The following is a 24,679-nucleotide window of genomic DNA, read 5'->3' as shown; positions in this document are numbered from 1 at the left end:
TATGGCAACTTTAACAGCAAAGAATCTTGCGAAAGCCTATAAGGGACGTCGGGTCGTTGAAGACGTTAGCCTGACGGTAAATTCCGGCGAAATCGTCGGCCTGCTTGGCCCGAACGGGGCGGGTAAAACCACCACGTTCTACATGGTGGTCGGCATTGTGTCCCGCGATGCGGGCAACATCATCATTGATGATGACGATATCAGTATGCTGCCACTGCATGCCCGTGCCCGTCGCGGTATTGGCTATTTGCCGCAGGAAGCTTCCATTTTCCGCCGTCTGAGCGTGTTTGATAACCTGATGGCGGTGCTGCAAATCCGTGACGATTTGAGCAACGAGCAGCGCGTAGACCGTGCGAACGAGCTGATGGAAGAGTTTCACATTGAGCATCTGCGCGATAACCTCGGCCAGGCACTCTCCGGTGGTGAACGCCGTCGTGTAGAAATCGCCCGCGCGCTTGCAGCAAATCCTAAATTTATTCTGCTGGATGAACCTTTTGCGGGCGTTGACCCGATTTCGGTTATCGACATCAAGCGAATTATCGAACACCTGCGCGACAGCGGCCTCGGCGTGCTGATTACTGACCATAACGTTCGCGAAACGTTAGCGGTCTGTGAACGCGCTTATATCGTGAGCCAAGGGCATCTGATTGCTCACGGTACGCCGGAACAAATCCTCCAGGACGAGCATGTTAAGCGCGTGTATCTTGGGGAAGACTTCAGACTCTGATAGGGTAGTGAATACAGACATTCTGGCCGGAGAAATTTGCCCTGATTATGAAGCAAGGTTTGCAATTAAGGCTCAGCCAACAGCTCGCCATGACGCCGCAACTGCAACAGGCCATTCGTCTGTTGCAGCTTTCTACGCTCGAGCTGCAACAGGAACTTCAGCAAGCGCTGGAGAGTAATCCCCTGCTTGAGCAAACCGACCTTCACGAGGAAGTGGATTCACAAGAAGAAACTGACAAAGACGAATTTGATACCGTTGATGCTCTCGAGCAGAAAGAGATGCCCGATGAGCTTCCGCTCGACGCCAGCTGGGATGAAATCTACACCGCAGGCACGCCGTCCGGTACCGGCACTGATTATCAGGATGACGAACTGCCGGTCTACCAGGGCGAAACGACACAGTCACTTCAGGACTATCTGATGTGGCAGGTGGGGCTGACACCGTTTTCCGATACCGACCGCGCCATAGCCACATCGATCGTGAACGCGGTTGACGACACCGGCTATCTCACCGCGTCGCTGGAAGAGATCCTCGAAAGCATCGGCGACGAAGAACTCGAACTCGATGAGGTCGAAGCAGTTCTGAAACGCATCCAGCGTTTTGATCCGATCGGCGTGGCCGCGAAAGATCTGCGCGACTGCCTGTTGATCCAGCTCTCCCAGTTTGCCAAAGAGACACCGTGGCTGACGGAAGCCAAAACGATTATCAGCGATCATCTCTCCCTGCTGGCCAATCATGATTTCCGCTCCCTGATGCGTGTCACTCGCCTCAAAGAAGATGTGCTGAAAGAAGCCGTGTCATTGATTCAGTCTCTGGATCCGCGTCCGGGCCAGTCGATTCAGACCGGCGAACCGGAATACGTCATCCCCGATGTGCTGGTGCGTAAAATCAGCGGCCGTTGGGCAGTTGAACTCAATTCCGACAGTATCCCGCGTCTGCAAATCAATCAGCATTACGCCGGTATGTGCAGCACTACGCGCAACGATGCCGACAGCCAATTTATTCGCAGCAATCTGCAGGAAGCTAAATGGCTGATTAAAAGCCTGGAAAGCCGCAATGACACGCTGCTGCGGGTGAGCCGCTGCATCGTAGAACAGCAGCAGGCGTTCTTTGATCAGGGCGAAGAGTTCATGAAGCCGATGGTCCTGGCGGATATCGCTCAGGCCGTCGAAATGCATGAATCAACGATTTCACGCGTTACCACGCAAAAGTATCTGCACAGCCCACGGGGCATTTTTGAGCTTAAGTATTTCTTCTCCAGCCATGTGAATACTGAAGGCGGCGGCGAAGCGTCGTCCACGGCTATTCGCGCACTGGTGAAGAAGTTAGTTGCCGCGGAAAATCCCGCGAAACCACTGAGTGACAGTAAGCTGACTACCATGCTGTCCGAACAGGGTATCATGGTGGCACGCCGCACCGTTGCAAAGTACCGAGAGTCTTTATCCATCCCGCCGTCGAACCAGCGCAAACAGCTGGTCTGACACAACCGATAAGGAAGACACTATGCAGCTCAATATCACAGGACACAATGTCGAAATCACTGACGCACTGCGTGAATTTTTGAACACCAAATTCGCGAAGCTCGAGCAGTTTTTCGAACGGATCAATCAGGTCTATATTGTGTTAAAAGTGGAAAAGGTGACTCATATCTCGGATGCCACCCTGCATGTTAACGGGGGCGAAATTCATGCCAGTGCGGAAGGGCAGGATATGTATGCCGCAATCGACGGTCTTATCGATAAGCTTGCAAGACAGCTGAACAAACATAAAGATAAACTGAAACAACACTAATTGTCCGGGCGTACGCCTGACCCGGTTGTTCGGGTTGGGCGGCACGCAGGTGAAATTATGATGAACAATGATTCCGCTCTGCAATTGAGCAATGTCCTTAACCAGGAATGTACCCGCAGTGCAGTTCACTGCCAGAGTAAAAAGCGTGCGCTGGAAATCATCAGCGAACTGGCCGCAAAGCAGCTTGGTTTACCGTCGCAGGTGGTATTCGAAGCTATTCTGACCCGTGAAAAGATGGGCAGTACCGGTATCGGCAACGGCATCGCCATTCCTCACGGCAAGCTGGAAGAAGATACTCTGCGTGCCGTCGGCGTTTTCGTGCAGCTCGAAACACCGATCAGCTTTGATGCCATTGATAACCAGCCGGTTGATCTGCTGTTCGCCCTTTTGGTGCCGGCCGATCAGACCAAAACGCATTTGCACACCCTGTCACTGGTGGCGAAGCGTCTGGCAGACAAAACCATCTGCCGCCGGTTGCGAAGCGCCCAGAGCGATCAGGAACTGTATGAAATTATCACTGGCGACGATAACGGTGATGAAAATGCCTAACGGTAACTCGGTTGTCGTAAGGAGAAACGACTGATGGTACTGATGATTGTCAGCGGTCGCTCGGGCTCAGGTAAATCTGTCGCCCTGCGTGCGCTGGAAGATATGGGCTTTTACTGCGTGGACAACCTGCCGGTCGTGCTGTTGCCCGAACTGGCGAAAAGCCTTGCTGACCGACAGATTTCTGCCGCCGTCAGCATCGATGTGCGTAACATGCCGGAATCTCCGGAGATTTTTGAGCAGGCAATGGACAATTTGCCTGATGCATTCTCTCCGCAGCTGTTGTTCCTTGATGCCGATCGCAACACGCTGATCCGCCGATACAGCGATACCCGCCGACTGCACCCGCTTTCCAGCAAAAATCTGTCACTGGAAAGCGCAATCGATCAGGAAAGCGATTTACTGGAACCGCTGCGTTCCCGCGCTGACTTGATTGTCGACACCTCAGAAATGTCGGTGCATGAACTGGCTGAAATGCTGCGTACGCGCCTGCTTGGCAAGCGTGAGCGCGAGCTGACGATGGTGTTTGAATCCTTCGGCTTTAAGCACGGGATCCCTATCGATGCCGATTACGTTTTCGACGTGCGTTTCCTGCCAAACCCGCACTGGGACCCGAAACTACGCCCGATGACCGGCCTCGATAAACCGGTTGCCGCGTTCCTCGATCGTCACACAGAAGTTCACAATTTTATCTATCAGACCCGCAGCTATCTTGAGCTATGGTTACCTATGCTGGAAACCAACAACCGCAGCTATCTGACGGTCGCGATTGGTTGTACCGGCGGTAAACATCGTTCGGTGTACATTGCCGAACAGCTGGCTGATTACTTCCGCTCGCGCGGAAAGAACGTTCAGTCTCGTCATCGGACGCTGGAAAAACGGAAAACATGAGCGTAAAGCACACGGTTGAAATCACCAATAAGCTGGGGATGCACGCCCGCCCGGCGATGAAGCTGTTTGAGCTGGTACAGAATTATGATGCCGAGGTGTGGCTGCGCAATGACGAAGGCACCGAAGCCGAAGCGAGCAGCGTTATCGCGTTACTGATGCTGGATTCTGCGAAAGGCCGACAGATTGAAATCGAAGCCAGTGGGCCGCAGGAAACTGAAGCCCTGGCGGCGGTGATCGCGCTGTTTAACGCCGGGTTCGATGAAGATTAGTCCGCGTTTACGCTGACTGTCTGCCGCCCTCTCCCGCAGGAGAGGGCAAAAATCTTTAATACAGTTTATTTTCCCGCATGAACCCTTCCCCACCGAGTTGACGCATCTGGCGTAATATCCACGCCTGACGGCTGCGAACATACCCTGATGGCGCATCGGCGCGAAAACGAATCGGGTTGGGCAGCACCGCCGCAAGCAACGCCGCTTCCGACATCGTCAATTTGTTGGCTGGCTTATGGAAATAACGCTGCGCAGCCGCTTCGACGCCAAATACCCCGTCACCAAACTCAGCAATATTCAGGTAAACGGTCAGGATGCGTTTTTTGCTCCAGACGGTTTCGATGCCCACCGTCAAACCCGCTTCCAGGCCTTTACGCAGCCAGCTTCTGCCATCCCACAGGAACAAATTTTTCGCGGTCTGCTGTGACAGCGTGGACGCACCACGAATGCGGTTTTCATTCTGCTCGTTGTGAGCCAGCGCTTTCTCAATGGCTGACACATCGAATCCCCAATGGTCCGGGAATTTCTGGTCTTCCGCCGCGATGACGGCGAGGCCCATCCACGGCGTCATTTCATCCATGCTGACCCAGTCAGAATGGGCCAGATAGTGAAAGTTGCCGCTCAACATTTCCCCGAACTGACGCTCTACCATCACCGCTGAAAATGGCACCGGCAGCACGCTAAAAATCGCGATACCCCCACCCCAAAACACGGCGAGTGTGACCACCACCCGCAGCAGAATGCGCTTTATCCACGCCAACGGCGTACGGCGCTGACTCATTCGCACAGCACCATCACGCGGGCCACCAGCTTCTCAATGCCGTTTGCCGCGTCGGCAATATTCTGCGCCAGCATATAGGCCGGCGTGGTCACCACTTTGTGGTCCTCATCCACCACGATATCGTCTACCGGACACGGCACATGTTCGGCGCCCATCGCTTCCAGCACTTCGGCGGTATCGATATCGGTGCCGATGGTAATGCGCAGAGGGAAATCAAAAATCTTCGGCAGCATCGCCGGGGCAATGCACATAAAGCCGAGCGGTTTACCCGCCTGATGCAGCGCCAGCGTCAGCGCTTTTAAATCCGCATCGACCACGCACTCACTGCCCTGGGAAGCAAAGTTGCTTAGGTTTTTGGCCGCGCCAAATCCACCGGGCACAATCAGCGCATCAAGCTCATCGGCACGCGCACTCGCTAACGGCTGAATGTCACCGCGCGTGATGCGCGCCGCTTCCAGCAGAACGTTGCGTTCGCCCGCCATTGATTCACCAGCCAAATGATTAATTACATCAGTCTGGCTTTTATCCGGCGCAAAACAGACCGCCTGCGCACCATGACGGGCAATGGCCAACAGCGTGATGACTGCTTCATGAATTTCGCTGCCGTCATATACGCCACAACCGCTCAGCACTACGCCAATTTTTTTCATCCTGCGTTCCTTTTTGCAACCGCATGAAGCCCATCAGTTATTTTGATTTAACCGCCATGCTTCACACATTTTACTGATTTACGTAACAAATAATTTAAGTTTTGCTATCTTAATGAACGTGCAGTCCAAATTCTCAGGCCGCGTCTGTTCAACACTCTTAAAACTATCGAGGCGCAGCCACGTTTTCCCTGGTGTTGGCGCAGTATTCGCGCACCCCGGCTTGACCGGGGTCATTTTTTATCGGCTAGCAACCCACGCTTTCAGGGTATCGACATCCTGCTGCCACTCCGTTTTCATCTCTTCGACCCATTCACCCACGTTATCCCACCACGCCGGAAGATCCGGAGACTGAATCTGCTGCCCAAGCTGCTGAATATGACGTAAACCAATCGAGCCTGCGGCGCCTTTGATTTTATGCCCTTCTTCAACAATGCCTTTCTGATCGCGCGCGGTCAGGTTTGATTCCAGTACCGCCAGATATCCCGGCATCATCTTCTCGAACACCGCCAGACCGTCGGTGATGAGCTGCGGGCCCACCAGCTCGATGTACTGCTGGAGCATATCGGTATCCAGTACGCTGCTTGATTTGTTGCTGTCGGTCGTGGTCACGCTGCTTTCCTCGTCGTCAGGGGTATCCCAGAATTTTTGGATAATCGCGGTCAATGCCGGAACGGCCAGCGGCTTGCTCAGCACGTCGTCCATTCCCGCATCCAGATACTCTTTTTTGTCCTTCAGCACGTTGGCGGTCAGCGCCACCAGCGGCGGCAGCTCGTCGGCGTGATAACGCTGTTTCAGTTCGCGGGAGATATCCAGGCCGGTCATGTCAGGCAGCTGAATATCCAGCAGCACCAAATCGTAATCAGAAGGCGAGAACATCTCCAGCGCCTCTTTGCCGGTCATCGCCACGTCCACGCTGTTGCCGAGTTTCTCCAGCACCGAGCGCGCCACAATCACGTTCAGCTCGATATCTTCCACCAGCAGTACATGCAGGGCAGGCAACGGCATATCATCATCGGCCAGGGTGTCTTCCACTTCTTCCGCGATGGCAGGTGCGTGCACGGTTAACGTGAAGGTTGAGCCGCTGCCCGGTTGGCTGGAAACGGTGATATCGCCGCCCATACTCTTCGCCAGACGACGCGAAACCGCCAGACCAATGCCGGTGCCGGTCGCCGGTTTTCCGCCCTGACTGTCTTTCACCTGATAATACATCGCGAAAATTTTGTCCTGCTCTTCCTGCGGGATGCCAATCCCGGAGTCTTCCACTTCGAAGCGCAGCATGTCGCCTGCATCGTAGCGTATGCGAACCGACACGTTACCCTTCTGGGTAAATTTGACCGCGTTGCTAATCAGATTCCACAGGATCTGACGCAGGCGGGTGCCATCGGTGATGACTTTATGCGGCAATGGCAGCGTCGGGTCCATCACGAAACGCAGCCCTTTTTGCTGCGCCTGCAGGCCCGACAGGTTTTCCAGGTCGGCCAGGAAACCGGTGAAATCGATAGGCTGGTTATCCAGCTGAACTTTACGCCGCTCCATCTTATCCATGTCGATAATATCGTTGAATATATTACCCAGCGTGACCGCCGAAACGTGGATGGTTTTCAGGTATTTCTCCTGCTCAGACGTCAAATCGGTATCCAGCAGAATACGGCTCAGACCGACGATGCCGTTAAGCGGCGTGCGCAGCTCGTGGCTGATGGTAGAAATAAAGGTAGTCTTATCGCGGCTGGCGCGCTCCAGGGCGTCCTGATAGCGCTTACGTTCGGTAATATCGCGACCAAAGCCCATCAGACCGTGGCGTTTCCCGACGCGGTCGTAATACGGCACTTTGCGGATTTCGAAGCAGGCTTTGCGGCCATCGGGATAATCCAGCCATTGTTCGTAGGTCAACGACACGTTGTGGCGGAAGACTTTCTCATCAGTTTCAAGAACTTTGGCAGCGGCTTCCGGGGAGTACACGTCGAGAGGCTTGAGATTCACCAGCTGCTTTTCGCTTTTACCGGTCAACAGCTCCATTGCGCGGTTACAGCCGGAAAATTCTTTATCTTCGTTGCGGTAAAATACCAGGTCTGGCGAGGCATCAAGGAACGAACGCAGGAATGACGACTGCTGCTCAAGCTGAATTTGCGTCTGTTCGCGCTCCTTCATTTCGATTTTCAGCTGTTCCAGGGTGGTCTGACGCTCGGCTTCCGCCTTTTCACGATCGGTGATTTCCTGGTTAAGCTGCGCAATATTGTCTTTCAATTGCACATTCAGCTTCAGGTCGCGGTCACGCATTTCTTCCAGCTTTTGGACCAGGCGCGTAAGACGCTGGCGAGACTCTTCCAGTTGCTCAACCACCACCGAGAGAAAATAAACCGCCCAGGGCGTGATCAACAGCCCAAAGAAAATGGAGCGGATAACGTCAATACTCTCGACCTGGCCGTGCAGCACCATGGTTACCGCCATCTGTACCACGATGGCTAATACCACCAGCGCCAGCGCCAGCAGCATTGAGAAGCGTACCAGGCCGAGCTTCATCATCAGGTCGACATAGTACTGCGCAAGCATTCGGATTTGCTTCATAGGGATTTCCTTCACCACAACGTCGCTCAATAATACCCAATTCTGAGCAACGCGTTGAAGGTTGTGCGAAAAATGCGGTGAGAATTGGGGTTATGCGTCGGGGAGAGGGGTGAAACCCCGGCCAAGCGCGGAGCCCTGCACGCCATGTTCGTTAAGATAGCGGTCCAGCTCCAGCATTCCGGTCCAGCGGTTCTCACACCACAGTGGGGCCAGCAGCGTCGGGCGACGTGCGTTGGCGGAAATGCGGTGATAGACAATCTCCGGCGGCGTGTGGCGGATCATTTCACCCGCGGTCTGAGTGTATTCATCCAGCTCAATGCCTTTCAGCCTGCCCGCTTCCCAGGCTTTCGCCATGATACTGCCGGTCACGATATGTAATGGATGCAGCTTGATGCCATCGACGCCGGTCTCGACCACTTTTTCGAGCGTCTGCATACACTCCGACTGCCCTTCGCCCGGCAGTCCGATAATCAAATGCGTACACACTTTCAGCCCGCGTTCGCGTGCCAGACGCGTGGTGGCCTGGTAACAGGCAAAATCATGCCCACGATTGATGCGATGCAGGGTTTTATCCTGCGCACTCTGCAAACCGAGTTCAAGCCACACTTCGTAGCCCTTATCTTTATATTCACAGAGTAAATCCAGCACCGCCTCGGGCACGCAGTCGGGGCGCGTGCCCACGCATAATCCGACAATATTCGCCTGACTGACCGCCTGCTGATACATCGACCGCAGCACCTGCACCTCCGCAAAGGTGCTGGTATAGGCCTGAAAATACGCGAGATAGCGTTTCGCCTGGTTCACCCGTTGCGCCTGGTGTGCCAGCTGATCCGCAATGGAGCTGTGCTGCTGCGCCTCATCGGCAAACGACGCGACATTACAGAAGGTGCAGCCGCCGCGGCCGATAGTGCCATCGCGATTCGGGCAGCTAAAACCCCCGTGCAGGGTCAGCTTATGCACCTTTTCGCCATGGCGACGCATAAGATCCCCACCAAACATATTGACTAATTTCTGTAACTGCATAATCTGATAGACCGCACCTTTCGAAGAGGTGCAAAGCCTGCCATTTTTAGACCCTTTCGGCGCTGACCTGGATCAAACGCTCCGGATATGTCACATCTATTGCATAACCAATCAAGATAACTGCAATTTCATTCACCATCCCGGTGATTACTTTTCCTTATGTTGAACCGCGTTTTTTCACTATTACCGTGCCAGATGAAAAACAGTGGCATCAGGGGGATTCACGCTCCACGGCAGAAGATTATTCTGAGATAAAAAAGCCACTCAGCACAGATCCGCCATAATAGCGCTTTCATATAGTGAGAGAGATCACATTCAGCAGCCGGTTCGCTGGGGGTAAATGCATTGTTAAAACACACAAATACCAATAATAATCATAAACTTAACCTGCCTATAGCACATTTTTGTATAAATAAGATTGCCATTTGACCTGTGTGCGGATTCCCGATAACTTGAGAATCCGCTGGAAGCTTTCTCGATGAGCAGTCTGCTCATCATATTTATGCAGTAATTGAGATTCCCTCTGAAGCAAGTCCGCAATACTTGTTTACCGATGCGAAAGGATGTTGAGAGGGCGAATGCGTGGCCTGTGCCCCGCCGCCTTGCTCTTTCTACGCCTGCGCGCAACGGTCCAGAGTGTGTCTCGTAGAGCCTGGGGAGGTTCACTGATATGTTGTACGATAAATCCCTTGAGAGGGATAACTGTGGTTTCGGCCTGATCGCCCACATAGAAGGCGAACCTAGCCACAAGGTAGTGCGTACCGCCATTCACGCACTGGCCCGCATGCAGCACCGTGGTGCGATCCTCGCCGATGGTAAAACCGGTGACGGTTGTGGCCTGCTGCTGCAAAAACCCGATCGTTTCTTCCGCCTCGTGGCCGAAGAGCGCAGCTGGCGCTTAGCTAAAAACTACGCGGTCGGTATGCTGTTCCTGAATAAAGACGCCGAGCTCGCTGCGGCTTCGCGTCGTGTGGTTGAAGAAGAACTTCAGCGTGAAACCCTGTCTATTGTCGGCTGGCGCGAAGTGCCAACCAACGAAGGGGTGCTCGGTGAAATCGCCCTCTCCTCGCTGCCTCGTATCGAACAAATTTTTGTTAACGCTCCGGCTGGCTGGCGTCCGCGTGATATGGAACGCCGTCTGTTCATCGCCCGCCGTCGCATTGAAAAGCGTCTTCAGGAAGACAAAGACTTCTACATCTGTAGCCTGTCAAACCTGGTCAACATCTATAAAGGTCTGTGTATGCCGGCGGATTTGCCGCGCTTCTACCTGGACCTGGCGGACCTGCGTCTGGAATCGGCCATTTGCCTGTTCCACCAGCGCTTCTCCACCAACACCGTGCCGCGCTGGCCGCTGGCACAGCCGTTCCGCTATCTGGCACACAACGGCGAAATCAACACCATTACCGGTAACCGCCAGTGGGCGCGCGCCCGTACCTATAAATTCCAGACCCCGCTGATCCCGGATTTGCATGATGCCGCGCCGTTCGTCAACGAAACCGGTTCTGACTCCAGCTCGATGGACAACATGCTCGAACTGCTGTTGGCCGGCGGGATGGATATCGTGCGCGCCATGCGTCTGCTTGTTCCGCCAGCCTGGCAGAACAACCCGGACATGGACCCGGATCTGCGTGCGTTCTTCGACTTCAACTCCATGCACATGGAGCCATGGGACGGCCCGGCGGGCATCGTAATGTCCGATGGTCGTTACGCCGCCTGTAACCTCGACCGTAACGGTCTGCGCCCGGCGCGCTACGTCATCACCAAAGACAAGCTCATCACCTGCGCCTCTGAAGTCGGGATTTGGGATTACCAGCCGGATGAAGTGGTAGAAAAAGGCCGCGTTGGGCCTGGCGAGCTGATGGTTATCGACACCCGTGCGGGCCGCATTCTGCACTCCGCGGAAACCGATCACGACCTGAAAATCCGTCATCCGTACAAAGAGTGGATGGAGAAGAACGTCCGCCGCCTGGTGCCGTTCGAAGATTTGCCAGACTCCGACGTCGGCAGCCGCGAGCTGGACGACGATATGCTCGCCAGCTACCAGAAACAGTTTAACTACAGCGCGGAAGAGCTGGACTCGGTTATCCGTGTGCTCGGTGAAAACGGCCAGGAAGCGGTCGGCTCAATGGGTGACGATACCCCGTTTGCCGTGCTCTCCAGCCAGCCACGCATCATTTACGACTACTTCCGCCAGCAGTTTGCGCAGGTGACCAACCCGCCAATCGATCCGCTGCGTGAAGCGCACGTGATGTCGCTCGCCACCAGTATCGGCCGTGAAATGAACGTCTTCTGCGAAGCGGAAGGCCAGGCACACCGCCTGAGCTTCAAATCGCCGATTCTGCTGTACTCCGATTTCAAACAGCTGACCACGCTGACGGAAGATCACTACCGAGCCGACACGCTGGACATCACGTACGACGTGACCGAAACGAACCTGGAAGCCACCGTCAACGCGCTGTGCGATAAAGCAGAGCAGATGGTGCGCAACGGCACCGTGCTGCTGGTGCTGTCCGACCGTAACATCGCTAAAAACCGTCTGCCGGTTCCAGCACCAATGGCCGTAGGCGCGATTCAGACTCGCCTGGTGGATAAGAGCCTGCGTTGCGATGCCAACATCATCGTTGAAACTGCAAGCGCCCGTGATCCGCACCACTTTGCCGTGCTGCTGGGCTTCGGCGCGACCGCGATTTACCCGTATCTCGCCTACGAAACGCTGGCGAAGCTGGTCGACAGCAAAGCCATCGAAAAAGATTACCGCCACGTGATGCTGAACTACCGGAACGGCATCAACAAAGGCCTGTACAAAATCATGTCCAAAATGGGCATTTCGACCATCGCATCTTATCGCTGTTCGAAACTGTTTGAAGCCGTTGGCCTGCACGATGACGTGTCAGACCTCTGCTTCCAGGGCGTGGTCAGCCGTATCGGCGGCGCAGGCTTTGAGGACTTCCAGCAGGATCTGCTGAACCTGTCCAAACGTGCCTGGCTGGCGCGCAAGCCGCTCGATCAGGGTGGTTTGCTGAAATACGTTCACGGTGGCGAATATCACGCCTATAACCCGGACGTGGTTCGCACCCTGCAACAGGCGGTACAAACTGGCGAGTACAGCGATTATCAGCAGTATTCTAAGCTGGTAAACGAACGCCCGGCGGCGACGCTGCGCGATCTACTGGCAATTAATCCAGGTACTGATGCAGTCAGCATCAACGACGTTGAGCCTGCGACCGAACTGTTCAAACGTTTCGACACTGCGGCGATGTCCATCGGCGCCCTGAGCCCGGAAGCCCACGAAGCACTGGCGGAAGCCATGAACAGCATCGGCGGTAACTCCAACTCCGGCGAAGGCGGCGAAGATCCTGCGCGCTATGGCACCAACAAAGTGTCTCGCATCAAGCAGGTGGCTTCCGGTCGTTTCGGCGTCACCCCAGCGTATCTGATGAACGCCGATGTGATTCAGATTAAGGTCGCCCAGGGTGCAAAACCGGGTGAAGGCGGTCAGTTACCGGGTGATAAAGTCACGCCGTACATTGCCAAACTGCGTTATTCCGTGCCGGGTGTGACCCTGATTTCTCCCCCGCCGCACCACGATATCTACTCTATCGAGGATTTGGCGCAGCTGATTTTCGACCTGAAACAGGTCAACCCGAAAGCGATGATTTCCGTGAAGCTGGTTTCCGAACCGGGAGTGGGCACCATCGCCACCGGCGTGGCGAAAGCCTATGCCGACCTGATTACTATCGCCGGTTACGACGGTGGTACCGGCGCCAGCCCGCTTTCCTCCGTGAAATACGCGGGTTGTCCGTGGGAACTGGGCCTGGTGGAAACGCAACAGGCACTGGTTGCTAACGGTCTGCGACATAAAATCCGTTTGCAGGTGGATGGCGGTCTTAAGACCGGCCTCGACATCATCAAAGCCGCTATCCTCGGCGCAGAAAGCTTTGGCTTCGGCACAGGCCCAATGGTAGCGCTGGGTTGTAAATACCTGCGTATTTGTCACCTGAACAACTGCGCAACGGGCGTGGCAACTCAGGACGAAAAACTGCGTAAGAACCACTATCACGGCCTGCCGTTCAAAGTGACCAACTACTTTGAATTCATCGCCCGCGAAACCCGTGAGCTGATGGCGCAGCTGGGCGTGAAGCGTCTGGTCGACCTGATTGGTCGCACCGACTTGCTCAAAGAGCTGGAGGGCTTCACCGCCAAACAGCAGAAGCTGAACCTGTCGAAACTGCTGGAAACCGCCGAGCCGCATCCTGGCAAAGCGCTGTACTGCACCGAGCACAACCCGCCGTTTGATAACGGTGTGCTGAACGCGCAGCTGTTGCAGCAGGCGAAGCCGTTTGTCGATGAGAAGCAGAGCAAAACGTTCTGGTTTGATATTCGCAACACCGACCGTTCCGTGGGCGCTACGCTGTCGGGCTACATCGCCCAGACGCACGGCGACCAGGGTCTGGCTTCCGATCCGATTAAAGCGCACTTTAGCGGCACCGCAGGCCAGAGCTTCGGCGTGTGGAACGCAGGCGGCGTTGAGCTTTACCTGACCGGCGATGCCAACGACTACGTCGGCAAAGGCATGGCAGGCGGCCTGCTGGCCATTCGTCCTCCGGTCGGTTCCGCTTTCCGCAGCCACGAAGCCAGCATTATCGGCAACACCTGTCTGTACGGTGCGACCGGCGGTCGTCTGTACGCTGCGGGCCGTGCGGGTGAACGTTTCGCCGTGCGTAACTCCGGGGCAATCACCGTGGTTGAAGGCATCGGCGATAACGGCTGTGAATACATGACTGGCGGCATCGTCTGCGTGCTGGGTAAAACCGGCGTCAACTTTGGCGCAGGCATGACCGGTGGTTTCGCTTACGTGCTGGATGAAGACGGTGATTTCCGCAAACGCGTGAACCCGGAACTGGTGGAAGTGCTGGACGTAGATTCTCTGGCGATTCACGAAGAGCATCTGCGCGGACTGATTACCGAACATGTACAGCTCACTGGTTCCCAGCGCGGCGAAGAAATTCTGGCTAACTGGCCTGCGTTCTCTGCGAAATTCGCCCTGGTTAAACCGAAGTCCAGCGATGTCAAAGCACTGTTGGGTCACCGTAGTCGTAGCGCCGCAGAATTGCGTGTGCAGGCGCAGTAAGGAAAATCGATGAGTCAGAATGTTTATCAGTTTATCGACTTGCAGCGCGTTGATCCGCCAAAGAAACCGCTGAAGATCCGTAAAATTGAATTTGTTGAGATCTACGAGACGTTCTCCGAAGGCCAGGCTAAAGCACAGGCAGACCGCTGCCTGTCCTGCGGCAACCCATACTGTGAGTGGAAATGTCCGGTCCACAACTACATCCCGAACTGGCTGAAGCTCGCCAACGAAGGGCGTATTTTTGAAGCGGCAGAACTGTCGCATCAGACCAACACCCTGCCGGAAGTGTGCGGCCGCGTGTGCCCGCAGGACCGTCTGTGCGAAGGTTCCTGTACGCTGAACGACGAATTCGGCGCGGTGACCATCGGCAATATTGAGCGCTATATCAACGATAAAGCGTTCGAAATGGGCTGGCGTCCTGACATGACTGGCGTGAAGCAAACCGACAAACGCGTAGCGATTATCGGCGCGGGTCCGGCAGGCCTGGCCTGTGCCGACGTGCTGACCCGTAACGGCGTGAAAGCGGTGGTCTTCGACCGTCATCCGGAAATCGGCGGCCTGCTGACTTTCGGTATTCCAGCCTTCAAGCTGGAAAAAGAAGTCATGACCCGTCGCCGTGAGATCTTCACCGACATGGGTATTGAGTTCAAACTCAATATCGAAGTGGGCCGTGACGTACAGATCGACGATCTGCTGAAAGATTACGATGCGGTGTTCCTCGGCGTCGGCACCTATCAGTCAATGCGTGGTGGACTGGAGAATGAGGATGCGAATGGCGTGTTTGACGCCCTGCCGTTCCTGATTGCCAACACCAAACAGATGATGGGCTTCGGCGAGTCGACGGAAGAGCCGTACGTGAATATGGAAGGCAAACGCGTGGTGGTTCTGGGCGGGGGTGATACCGCGATGGACTGCGTGCGCACCTCCATTCGCCAGGGCGCAACGCACGTAACCTGTGCTTACCGTCGTGACGAAGAAAACATGCCAGGCTCACGCCGCGAAGTGAAAAACGCGCGTGAAGAAGGCGTGGAATTCCAGTTCAATGTGCAGCCTCTGGGTGTGGAAGTTAACGCCAACGGTAAAGTCAGCGGCGTGAAAATGGCGCGTACCGAAATGGGTGCGCCGGATGCCAAAGGCCGTCGTCGCGCAGAAATCGTGGCCGGTTCCGAGCACGTTGTGCCTGCGGATGCGGTAGTGATGGCGTTCGGTTTCCGTCCTCACAGCATGGAATGGCTGGCGAAACACAGCGTTGAACTGGATTCTCAGGGCCGCGTGATCGCGCCAGAAGGCAACGAAAATGCCTTCCAGACCAGCAACCCGAAAATCTTCGCCGGTGGTGATATCGTGCGGGGATCTGACCTGGTGGTAACCGCCATTGCAGAAGGTCGCAAAGCGGCTGACGGCATCATGAACTACCTGGAAGTGTAATCCGCCAGAATACTGACGGATGCGATAAAAGCCCGGTGAGCGCAAGCTTCCGGGCTTTTTTTATGGCTGCGCCAGCATTGCCGCGCCCAATAATCCGGCGTCGTGACGGTAATGTGCAGCCTGCAGCGTTACCTGATATACCGTCGGTTCTTGTGAAAGGTAGTCAGCGACCAAGGCTAAGTAGCCGTCGGCCAGCCCAACGCTGCCGCCCATGACCACTCGCTGACAATCGGTAACGGCTTTGACGTCGGCGATTAGCCTCGCCAGCACCTGCGCGGAACGGTGCATGAGGCTCTGCGCTTGGGCATCTCCTTCTCGCGCTTTGGCAAATATCGCTTTCGCATCCAGTCCGGCCAGATGGCCTTGCGCCGTGGCGGCAATTCCGCGCCCGGAGGCAATGGCTTCCACGCAGCCGATACGGCCACAGCCACAGCGCGGCCCGTTAGGGTCAGCCAGTGTGTGGCCCAGATGTCCTGCCAGACCGCCGCTGCCCATCAACAGTTCTCCACCACTGACTATTCCGCCGCCCACCCCGGTTGATACGGTGATAAACGCCATGTCTTCAATGGACTCATCCAGCGCCTGAAATTCGGCCCAGGCCGCAGCCTGCGCATCATTCAGGGCCAGACAGGGCAAACCGGTGATGCGCGAAACCGTCTCTTGTAACGGAAAATGCAGCAGTCCACCGAGATTCCCCGGATTGATGGCCGTTAAAATCCCCTGGTGAATGATTCCCGTGGACGCCACCGCCACACATTTCGCCCGTTGCGCCAGCGGAGAAAGCAACGTTTCCAGGCTCGCGGTTAGCGCCTGCGGCGTTTTGCTGGCAGGCGTGGGGCATTCATGGCGTTCCACTATCTGAAAGTCGCCATCGATCAGCGCCGCCGCCAGTTTGGTGCCGCCAATATCCACCGCCAGCAGCGTCATTGCTGCACCTCTATTAACGCATCGCGGTACCACTGGCAGATATGCTCCAGCCGGGTAATGGCAGAGCCTACCGTTACGGCCCACGCGCCGTGCTGCATCGCCTGGGCGGCTAACGCGGGTGAGTTATAGCGTCCTTCGGCGATAACCCGACAGCCCGCTTTCGCGAGCGCACTCACCAGCGCCAGATCCGGTTGATCCGGCACCGGGCCACCGAGATAGCCTGATAACGTCGAGCCGATAATCTCTGCGCCTTCGCGATGGCATTTCACTCCGTCTTCCAGCGATGAACAATCAGCCATCGCCAGTAAACCGTGATGGTGAATACGCGCCAGGATCGCGCTAGCCTCAACGGGCCGGACGCGGTTGGTCCCGTCGAAGGCGATGATGCTAGCCCCGGCTACAGCCAGCGCGTCGACATCTCCAAGAAAGGGCGTGATCCGCACCGGCGAATCAGAAAGATCGCGCTTAATGATGCCAATGATCGGGATTGTCACCTGTGAACGCGTGGCTCGCAGGTTGTCGATGCCTTCGATACGCAGCGCCACGGCGCCCGCCTGCTCTGCCGCCAGCGCCATGGCGGCGACGATCTCAGGCTTATCCATTGGGCTGCCCGGCACCGGCTGGCAGGAGACAATCAGCCCGCCATTTTTGCCGATCGTGGATTCAACGTGTTCAAGTAACGACATCCTAATCTCCATGGTATTTAATCAAACCGCTTTTACCGCCACGCAAAGGCACTGCGCCGCTAAAAGGCTTGCCGTCGATGGCATCGTGAGTGCGCATTGCTTCCGGGCGGATCCAGCGCTGCACGCGCGTCGGCATATCCAGGCCAATCAACAGAATGACGACGAAGGTCAGGCCAAACGATAACGATCCCAGCGCGGTACCCAGATCCAGTTTCTGCGCAATCAGGGCGCCGATCACTGGCGCTATCGCCCCGCCCATTGCACCGACGTTGTAGGTAAAGCCCAATCCGGCGGCGCGTTGATCGGTATCGAAATAGCCGCCGATCAGTTTCGGCAAGATCCCCGAGATCCCCTGGCCCAGCATCTGCTGGAAAAAGAGTAACAGGCCGAGCACCCACACGTTGGTGCCGCCGATCGCAAACACAGGAATGATCAGCAATTGTGAAGCCAGCAGACTACAAACATAGGCTTTACGGGTCCCAAGCCAGTCACCGAGAAAACCGCCGACGCAGCAGCCGACCGCCGCGCCAAATCCGCTAAAGAACAGGACCCGGGCCACGGTGGAATGATCGTATAACAGCTCGGTTTTCAGGTAGGTAGGCAACAGCGCCTGAATCGGCCAGGAGTACAGGAATGCAAACAGCACCACCACCATTAACATCACACCGGTGGGCCAGCGTTTGCCGCTGCTCTGGACCATAAAGCTGATAAAGATGAGGGCGCTGATTAAGCCCAGCAGCAGGATCATGCCCGCGTTTCGCAATTCGCCAGAGAAGCAGAACCACAGCGAAGTTGCAGCCACCATGGTAAGGAAAATATTGATAACCCGGTGATCGCCGCGGTACAGAATATCGACCATCGTGCGTACCGGTGCCTTCCCGGCGTGCTTCTGCTTCCAGTCTTCCGCTTCGGGAATGTTTTTACGCAGCCACAGGGCGAAGACAATCGGGAAAATACCGAGCAAAAACAGCGCACGCCAGCCCCAGACCGGAACAACCAAACTGTAGACTTGCGCGGCAATCACGGCGCCCACGGAAAAGCCGGAGATTAAGAAGCCGCTGGCCTTGTTGCGCATATGCTTTGGCCAGCTCTCAATCACGTAGGTCGCGCTTGAGCCATATTCACCCGCCATACCCATGCCGATGACCAGGCGGGCAATAAACAGCGTGGTAAAGCCTGGCGCTAAACCGCACGCCAACGTCCCGACCGAGAACAGAATGATACTGGTGACCATTGCCAGACGCCGCCCGTAGCGGTCGCCCATTGCGCCGAGCATCAGGCCGCCAAACCAGCGTGAGATGAACGCGGCAGAGATCAGGCTCGCGGCCTGCACAGTGCTCAGGCCAAATTCGCTTTGCACTTCGGTTAACACCAGCGCCATCAGCACAAAATCAAAACCATCCAGCAAATAGCCGAGCCAGGCGGCGGTAAACGCCCGCCACTGCGCCCTGTCGAGATGGCGGTACCACGGGATGTTTTGGGTAGTCATACTCATGTCACTCTCCCGCGTTGGGCTTCGCCCACGCTGTTTTCATTGGGTTTTGCCCGGCGAACCGGGCAATCTGTCAACGCTGCTGGGCCAACTCCTGCTGCAGCTGGCTGGCCAGCGCCTTCAGCGCAGGCAGGAATTTCTCATCCACTGGGGCGAACGGCTTACGGCACAGCGGCACATCCACCACGTCCATGTAGTGCAGTACCGTCTTGAGCCCACGGAAAACACCGGTCTGGATAAGCAAGTCGATAACCTTGTTGCATTCACTTTGCAGCTGCTGCGCCCGCGCCATGTCACCCGCTTTCAGCGCACTGACGATATTCTGGTAGCGCCAGCCCATGATGTTGTACGTGCTGCCGATCCCGCCATCGGCACCGGCTAACAGGCCGGAGGCGAAGATCTCATCGTAGCCGTTGTAGAGCACCAGATTCGGATGCGCCCGGCGGATCTGCTCCATTTGATACAGATCGCCGGAAGTCTGTTTCAGCGCACCCACGCCCGGCAGCGTTACCAGGGTGTTGATCTGTTCGAGACTTAACTTCACGCCGCTCAGCGCAGGAATGTTGTAGACCACCATCGGCAGGCCGTCCGCTGAATCAATGATCGCGCGGTAATGATCGCAGTGCTCTTCGAAGCTGAACGGGTAATAAAACGGTGTGACCGCCGAGACGGCATCATAACCAGAACGCTTCGCCGCCTGCGCCAGCTGCTGACTTTCCACAGTACTGACGCAGCCCACGTGCGCAATCAGTTTGATCTGACCTTTCGCCTCGTCCGCCACAATCTCCAGCACCTGTTGACGCTCGGCTCCGGACTGCACAAACGCTTCCCCGGTGGAACCGCCCACATAGAGCCCATCGATCCCCTGTTGAATATTAAAGCGCACCAGACGGCGCAGGCTTTGCTCATCCAGTTGCTGCTGACGAGTAAACGGGGTTAACAACGCGGCCATGACTCCACGTAAATTGGCTGACATACGAACCTCTCAGATGAGTGATGTAACATTAACGATATACCTTTATACCTGTTATACCAGCCCATTTATGCGTCAGCCAAATACGGAAAGCTTATCTTGCGATCTGCTTCACTAAACGATCGTCAGGATCGGAGGGTTATTTTTTCTTTTTGATCTGCCCGAAGGCGTGCCAGGTGGCGGAAACGCTGTTCAGGTGGGTCTGGAGCGCGCGATCGGCGTCTTCAGGATCACGGCGACGAATAGCATCGACGATCGCAATGTGTTCCTGGTAGCTGACATTGTTGTGGTGATGCAGCTCGCTGTCGGCCACTTTTGGGCGGGCAGCAATCAGCCAGTCCAGCAATGCGACGTGGATCGCCATGAAAATGGGGTTGCCGGGGATTTCGGCCAGCACGCGGTGAAAATCCACGTCTGAGCGAATGAACAACGTGTTGTCGTCCAGCGACTGGCTGTTAATTTCCAGCGCTTTTGCCAGACGTTCGACCTGCTCATCGCTGGCGTTTTCAGCCGCATAGCGCACCAGGCTTGATTCAAAAAACAGGCGAAGTTGTTCGAAATGCGCGATGCCGCCGGGATGGGCGAGGAAATCTTTCGCCATGCCGGAAAGCTCGCTGATGATGGTATCGGCGGAAGGACGCGACACGCGGGCGCGTTCACCGTTGTTGATTTGCACCAGGCCTTTACGCTTGAGTGCCGCTAAAGCCTCACGTACCGAAGGGCGGCCCACGTTGAAGAAGGTCATCAGCTCACGCTCAGAGGGCAGCTGTTCGCCTTCCGCAAACTCGCGACGGCGGATCATCTGCTCCAGCTCTTCTTCTACCATTTCCGACAGTTTTTTACGCGCCAGCGGACGGCGGCCCAGACTGCGGCCAATGGTTTCTGAAGTCTCTTCTTCCTGAGGATCAAATGCGTTCATAGCGGTTATCGGGGCCAGGTGACAGTATGTGACATCGAGTCCATAGAGTAACACAGGATTTTCAGGCTGGCGAAAGTGGGGGCAGATAACAAAACAGGCCCCGAAGGACCTGTTGGATTATGGATTTACTTCACAACGCGAAGCGCCGGACGGCCACCGCGCGGAGGCGGCGTATCGTCTGGATCGTTGTCGTCATCGCTGTCAGGCTTGTCACCGTCGATAACCGACATCACCGTTTCGTTTTCCGCGCCGATGCCTGCGTCGTCGTTGACGTGAGTCATGTCTTCGTCGTACGCCGCTTCCGGTTCGAACATGGTACCTGCGCCGTTTTCACGCGCGTAGATAGCCAGCACGGCTGCCAGTGGTACTTCAACCTGACGCGGTACGCCGCCGAAGCGTGCATTAAAGCTCACGTCGTCGTTTGACAGCTCCAGATTACCCACCGCACGCGGGGCAATATTCAAAACGATTTGTCCGTCGCGCGCGTATTCCATCGGAACACGCACACCCGGTAACGTCACGTCCACCACCAGATGTGGCGTCAGCTGGTTATCCAGCAGCCATTCATAGAATGCCCGCAGCAGATAAGGACGACGTGGAGTCAGCTGTGACACATCCATTCAATTAGCCTCGACCGAGACGCATTTCACGCTCGGGTTCAGTTAAGGAAGCGAGGAATGAATCACGTTCGAATACGCGAGTCATATACGCTTTCATCTCTTTAGAACCTGCACCCACCAGCTCAATGCCCATGACTGGCAGACGCCAGAGCAGCGGAGCCAGATAGCAATCGACCAGGCTGAACTCATCGCTCAAGAAGTATGGCTTCTGAGTAAATACTGGCGCGATGGCCAGCAGTTCTTCACGCAGCTGCTTACGCGCTGCATCAGCCTGTGCTGCCGAACCGTTCTGGACGGTATGCAGAAGCGTATACCAGTCTTTCTCGATGCGTTGCATGTACAGACGGCTTTCACCGCGAGCAACCGGATAAACCGGCATCAGCGGCGGATGAGGGAAACGCTCATCCAGATATTCCATAATGATGCGAGATTCCCAAAGGGTCAGCTCGCGATCTACCAGTGTCGGAACGCTTTGATTCGGGTTGAGGTCAATCAGATCCTGAGGTGGATTGTCCTTTTCCACGAGCTCAATTTCAAAACTGACACCCTTTTCAGCCAGCACAATGCGGACCTGATGGCTATAGATGTCAGTAGGACCAGAAAACAGCGTCATTACCGAACGTTTGTTGGCAGCGACAGCCATGAAAACCTCCAGGTATATTCAGAATTTTTTACTGCTACCTGCCACGACATGTGACCGGCCAGTGGAAAAGCCCCGTAAGCGTCGAACGACATTCCTGTTCAAAAACGAAACAAACAAAAAATGAACAATCGCCCGCATTTGGGCAGAAAATTGGAAGATAGTTTACCAGATTTTGCAGACCTTGTGGTGAGGGTATGCTGGAAATGCTGAAAAAGGCTGAAAAGAGAGAGAGGGATTGTGGATAACGCCCATTTTATCCATAAAAAAACCCGCCGAAGCGGGTTTTTTCGCCAATTGTTCTGCGCGAAGCAGAAAAACAATTAACGCTTGGAGAACTGAGGACGACGACGTGCTTTACGCAGGCCGACTTTCTTACGTTCAACTTTACGAGCATCACGAGTAACGAAGCCTGCTTTACGCAGTTCGCCACGCAGGGACTCGTCGTACTCCATCAGAGCGCGGGTGATACCGTGACGGATCGCACCAGCCTGACCAGAGATACCACCACCTTTAACAGTGATGTACAGATCCAGTTTCTCAACCATGTCGACCAGTTCCAGCGGCTGACGAACTACCATGCGGGCAGTTTCACGACCGAAGTACTGTTCCAGAGAACGTTGGTTGATAACGATTTTGCCGCTGCCCGGTTTGATAAACACGCGAGCTGCGGAACTTTTGCGGCGACCAGTGCCGTAGTATTGATTTTCAGCCATTGCCATAATCCCGATTAGATGTCCAGAACTTGCGGTTGCTGTGCCGCGTGGTTGTGCTCGTTACCCGCGTAAACTTTCAGTTTACGGTACATAGCACGACCCAGCGGGCCTTTTGGCAGCATGCCTTTAACCGCGATTTCAATTACACGCTCAGGACGGCGGGCAATCATCTCTTCAAAGGTCGCTTCTTTAATACCGCCGATGTGGCCGGTGTGATGGTAATACACCTTGTCTTCACGCTTGTTGCCGGTTACAGCAACTTTTTCTGCGTTCAGAACGATGATGTAGTCACCGGTATCCACGTGCGGAGTGTATTCCGCTTTGTGCTTACCGCGCAGGCGACGAGCCAGTTCGGAAGCCAGACGACCCAGAGTCTTACCGGTCGCGTCAACAACATACCAGTCGCGCTGTACGGTTTCTGGTTTAGCTGTAAAAGTTTTCATTAAAAGCTTACCCAATAAATAGTTACACGTTGGTGAACACCCAAACGTTTAAAAGTTGAGGTTCACACGACATTGTCCAGCAAACCTACCCCTTCGAATAGCCTATGCCGGCACGACAAAAGTTTTGGGAAAAAAACTTTAGTTGTAACGTGGGGTCGCAGGATTATAGAGAAGTCGACTTCAAAGGTCGACCCCTTTTTGTGATTTGAAACGGTTTTTAGCCCGCCAGATGCTCACGCTTGAGGTACTCTTCGCTTTGCATCTCCTGCAATCGAGAAAGGCAGCGCTGGAATTCAAATTTCAGGCGCTCTCCTTTATAGATGTCATACAACGGCACCTGCGCGCTAACCACCAGCTTGACGTGGCGTTCGTAAAATTCATCCACCAACGCAATGAACCGACGCGCTTCACTTTCCATCAGCGCCGTCATCACCGGCACGTCAAACAGCATTACCGTATGGAACAAACGCGAAAGCGCGATGTAGTCATGCTGACTACGGGCATCCACACACAACGTCGCAAACGACACCGCCAGGGTCTGATTTTCGGCGCCAAGCGTCGGCAGCGGGCGATGGTTGATTTCCAGCACCGGCATCTGCTCACGCTTCTCACCGGCCAGTGCCAGCCAAAGTTTGTCCATTTGCTGGCGGGTATCATCATTCAGCGGCGACAGCCACAGATGCGCTTGGGTCAACGTACGCAGGCGGTAATCAATACCGGCGTCGACATTCATGATGTCGCAGTGTTCTTTTATCGCGTCGATGGCCGGAAGGAAGCGCGCGCGTTGCAGGCCGTTGCGGTACAGGTCGTCAGGCGGGATGTTGGAGGTGGCCACCAGCGTAATGCCACGGGCGAATAGCGCTTTCATCAGGCCGCCGAGCAGCATCGCATCAGTAATGTCGGAGACAAAAAACTCATCAAAGCACAGCACGTCGGTTTCAGATTTAAAACGGTCCGCGACGATTTCCAGCGGATCGCTGTGGCCCTGCAATGCCGTCAGTTCTTCATGCACGCGCAGCATGAAGCGATGGAAATGCAGGCGCTGTTTACGCTCACCCGGCAGGCTTTGATAGAACATGTCCATCAGCCAGGTTTTCCCTCGCCCCACGCCGCCCCACATATATAAGCCGCGAACCGGTGCGTTTGCCGTCGGTTCACGCTTGCCCAACAGCTTGCCGAACTTCGCCCGTAGGCCACCGCTGGCGGGAGCCGCTGCTGTTGGAGGGTGAATCAGTTCCTGATAGATAGTGTCCAGCCGGGAGACGGCCTCACGCTGAACGTCATCGGGCTGATGACTGCCCTCGTTAAGGGCCTGAAGATATCGCGATGTGGGGTTCATGCTTTGCATAAGTTATTGTTATTTCCTGAAAAGCAACGTGCAGCAGTTCACGGTTGTCGAAAAAAAGGCCGTTCTACAGTACGCGATGACACGCCAGGATTCCACTTCTAAGGAAATAGCGG

Annotated in this window: 22 protein-coding genes; 8 read left to right on the top strand and 14 right to left on the bottom strand. The window is 55.4% G+C overall.

From position 1 onward, the window contains the following. Position 1: 1 nt before the first annotated feature. The 6 genes from lptB to npr are packed head-to-tail and all read left to right on the top strand — an operon-like array spanning position 2 to position 4,224. A complete protein-coding gene (gene lptB, locus A8O29_RS03100; protein ID WP_110510583.1) occupies positions 2 to 727 on the top strand; it encodes an LPS export ABC transporter ATP-binding protein in 726 nt (241 codons plus the stop codon). Between the two features lie 47 nt (positions 728 to 774). Beyond that, entirely contained in the window at positions 775 to 2,208 is a 1,434-nt protein-coding gene (rpoN, locus tag A8O29_RS03095) for an RNA polymerase factor sigma-54 (protein WP_125352475.1), read from the top strand. A 22-nt stretch (positions 2,209 to 2,230) separates the two neighbouring features. Next, positions 2,231 to 2,518 (top strand): ribosome hibernation promoting factor, encoded by a 288-nt coding sequence (hpf, locus tag A8O29_RS03090; protein WP_110510585.1) that lies wholly within the window; start codon positions 2,231 to 2,233, stop codon positions 2,516 to 2,518. A gap of 57 nt (positions 2,519 to 2,575) precedes the next feature. Beyond that, a complete protein-coding gene (gene ptsN / locus A8O29_RS03085; protein WP_125352477.1) occupies positions 2,576 to 3,067 on the top strand; it encodes a PTS IIA-like nitrogen regulatory protein PtsN in 492 nt (163 codons plus the stop codon). A gap of 33 nt (positions 3,068 to 3,100) precedes the next feature. Beyond that, on the top strand, positions 3,101 to 3,955 hold the full coding sequence (gene rapZ / locus A8O29_RS03080) for an RNase adapter RapZ (protein ID WP_110510587.1): 855 nt from the start codon (positions 3,101 to 3,103) through the stop codon (positions 3,953 to 3,955). Further along, positions 3,952 to 4,224, top strand: a complete 273-nt coding sequence (gene npr, locus A8O29_RS03075; protein WP_110510588.1) for a PTS phosphocarrier protein NPr — start codon at positions 3,952 to 3,954, stop codon at positions 4,222 to 4,224. Before rapZ ends, npr begins: the two co-directional genes overlap by 4 nt. 55 nt (positions 4,225 to 4,279) lie before the next feature. Here the strand turns inward: npr and mtgA are convergent, their stop codons facing one another. From mtgA to mnmL, 4 genes are all read right to left on the bottom strand, one after another. Further along, on the bottom strand, positions 4,280 to 5,005 hold the full coding sequence (mtgA, locus tag A8O29_RS03070) for a monofunctional biosynthetic peptidoglycan transglycosylase (RefSeq protein WP_125352479.1): 726 nt from the start codon (positions 5,003 to 5,005) through the stop codon (positions 4,280 to 4,282). Then, complete coding sequence (gene elbB / locus A8O29_RS03065; protein ID WP_125352481.1) at positions 5,002 to 5,655, bottom strand: isoprenoid biosynthesis glyoxalase ElbB; 654 nt, start codon at positions 5,653 to 5,655, stop codon at positions 5,002 to 5,004. Before elbB ends, mtgA begins: the two co-directional genes overlap by 4 nt. A 237-nt stretch (positions 5,656 to 5,892) precedes the next feature. Beyond that, entirely contained in the window at positions 5,893 to 8,220 is a 2,328-nt protein-coding gene (gene arcB / locus A8O29_RS03060; RefSeq protein ID WP_125352483.1) for an aerobic respiration two-component sensor histidine kinase ArcB, read from the bottom strand. 90 nt (positions 8,221 to 8,310) lie between these two features. Further along, positions 8,311 to 9,243 carry a tRNA modification radical SAM protein MnmL/YtqA gene (mnmL, locus tag A8O29_RS03055; protein ID WP_125352485.1) on the bottom strand — a complete coding sequence of 311 codons (933 nt, stop codon included), beginning with the start codon at positions 9,241 to 9,243 and terminating at the stop codon, positions 8,311 to 8,313. 670 nt (positions 9,244 to 9,913) lie between these two features. Here mnmL and gltB point away from each other — a divergent pair. Next, positions 9,914 to 14,374, top strand: a complete 4,461-nt coding sequence (gltB, locus tag A8O29_RS03050; protein ID WP_125352487.1) for a glutamate synthase large subunit — start codon at positions 9,914 to 9,916, stop codon at positions 14,372 to 14,374. A 9-nt stretch (positions 14,375 to 14,383) separates the two neighbouring features. Next, the gene (locus tag A8O29_RS03045) at positions 14,384 to 15,802 is read left to right on the top strand and encodes a glutamate synthase small subunit (protein ID WP_125352489.1); all 1,419 of its coding nucleotides are present in this window, start codon (positions 14,384 to 14,386) and stop codon (positions 15,800 to 15,802) included. Between the two features lie 60 nt (positions 15,803 to 15,862). On the opposite strand, the gene nanK is transcribed toward A8O29_RS03045, so the two are convergent. From nanK to zapE, 10 genes are all read right to left on the bottom strand, one after another. Next, positions 15,863 to 16,729, bottom strand: coding sequence for an N-acetylmannosamine kinase (gene nanK / locus A8O29_RS03040; RefSeq protein ID WP_125352491.1), 867 nt, complete (start codon positions 16,727 to 16,729; stop codon positions 15,863 to 15,865). Continuing rightward, positions 16,726 to 17,415 carry an N-acetylmannosamine-6-phosphate 2-epimerase gene (locus A8O29_RS03035; protein ID WP_125352493.1) on the bottom strand — a complete coding sequence of 230 codons (690 nt, stop codon included), beginning with the start codon at positions 17,413 to 17,415 and terminating at the stop codon, positions 16,726 to 16,728. The genes nanK and A8O29_RS03035 overlap by 4 nt, the downstream gene beginning before the upstream one ends. A gap of 1 nt (position 17,416) precedes the next feature. Beyond that, complete coding sequence (locus A8O29_RS03030; protein ID WP_125352495.1) at positions 17,417 to 18,910, bottom strand: MFS transporter; 1,494 nt, start codon at positions 18,908 to 18,910, stop codon at positions 17,417 to 17,419. A gap of 70 nt (positions 18,911 to 18,980) precedes the next feature. Beyond that, complete coding sequence (gene nanA, locus A8O29_RS03025) at positions 18,981 to 19,883, bottom strand: N-acetylneuraminate lyase (protein WP_125352497.1); 903 nt, start codon at positions 19,881 to 19,883, stop codon at positions 18,981 to 18,983. Positions 19,884 to 20,019: 136 nt separating this feature from the next. Further along, positions 20,020 to 20,808 (bottom strand): transcriptional regulator NanR, encoded by a 789-nt coding sequence (nanR, locus tag A8O29_RS03020; protein WP_125352560.1) that lies wholly within the window; start codon positions 20,806 to 20,808, stop codon positions 20,020 to 20,022. A 116-nt stretch (positions 20,809 to 20,924) separates the two neighbouring features. Next, on the bottom strand, positions 20,925 to 21,419 hold the full coding sequence (sspB, locus tag A8O29_RS03015) for a ClpXP protease specificity-enhancing factor (protein WP_110510599.1): 495 nt from the start codon (positions 21,417 to 21,419) through the stop codon (positions 20,925 to 20,927). 4 nt (positions 21,420 to 21,423) lie between these two features. Then, positions 21,424 to 22,062 carry a stringent starvation protein SspA gene (sspA, locus tag A8O29_RS03010; protein WP_125352499.1) on the bottom strand — a complete coding sequence of 213 codons (639 nt, stop codon included), beginning with the start codon at positions 22,060 to 22,062 and terminating at the stop codon, positions 21,424 to 21,426. A 320-nt stretch (positions 22,063 to 22,382) separates the two neighbouring features. Beyond that, positions 22,383 to 22,775, bottom strand: coding sequence for a 30S ribosomal protein S9 (gene rpsI, locus A8O29_RS03005; protein WP_110510651.1), 393 nt, complete (start codon positions 22,773 to 22,775; stop codon positions 22,383 to 22,385). A 14-nt stretch (positions 22,776 to 22,789) separates the two neighbouring features. Beyond that, positions 22,790 to 23,218: a 50S ribosomal protein L13 gene (gene rplM, locus A8O29_RS03000; RefSeq protein ID WP_110510601.1), complete on the bottom strand. Its 429-nt coding sequence runs from the start codon at positions 23,216 to 23,218 to the stop codon at positions 22,790 to 22,792. Positions 23,219 to 23,435: 217 nt separating this feature from the next. Continuing rightward, complete coding sequence (gene zapE, locus A8O29_RS02995; RefSeq protein ID WP_125352501.1) at positions 23,436 to 24,566, bottom strand: cell division protein ZapE; 1,131 nt, start codon at positions 24,564 to 24,566, stop codon at positions 23,436 to 23,438. Positions 24,567 to 24,679 lie beyond the last annotated feature (113 nt).

It is taken from the genome of Scandinavium goeteborgense, from assembly GCF_003935895.2.
Taxonomy (GTDB): Bacteria; Pseudomonadota; Gammaproteobacteria; order Enterobacterales; family Enterobacteriaceae; genus Scandinavium; species Scandinavium goeteborgense.
Note: the sequence above shows the minus strand (reverse complement) of the source record. Positions and strands in the feature narration are given on the sequence as shown.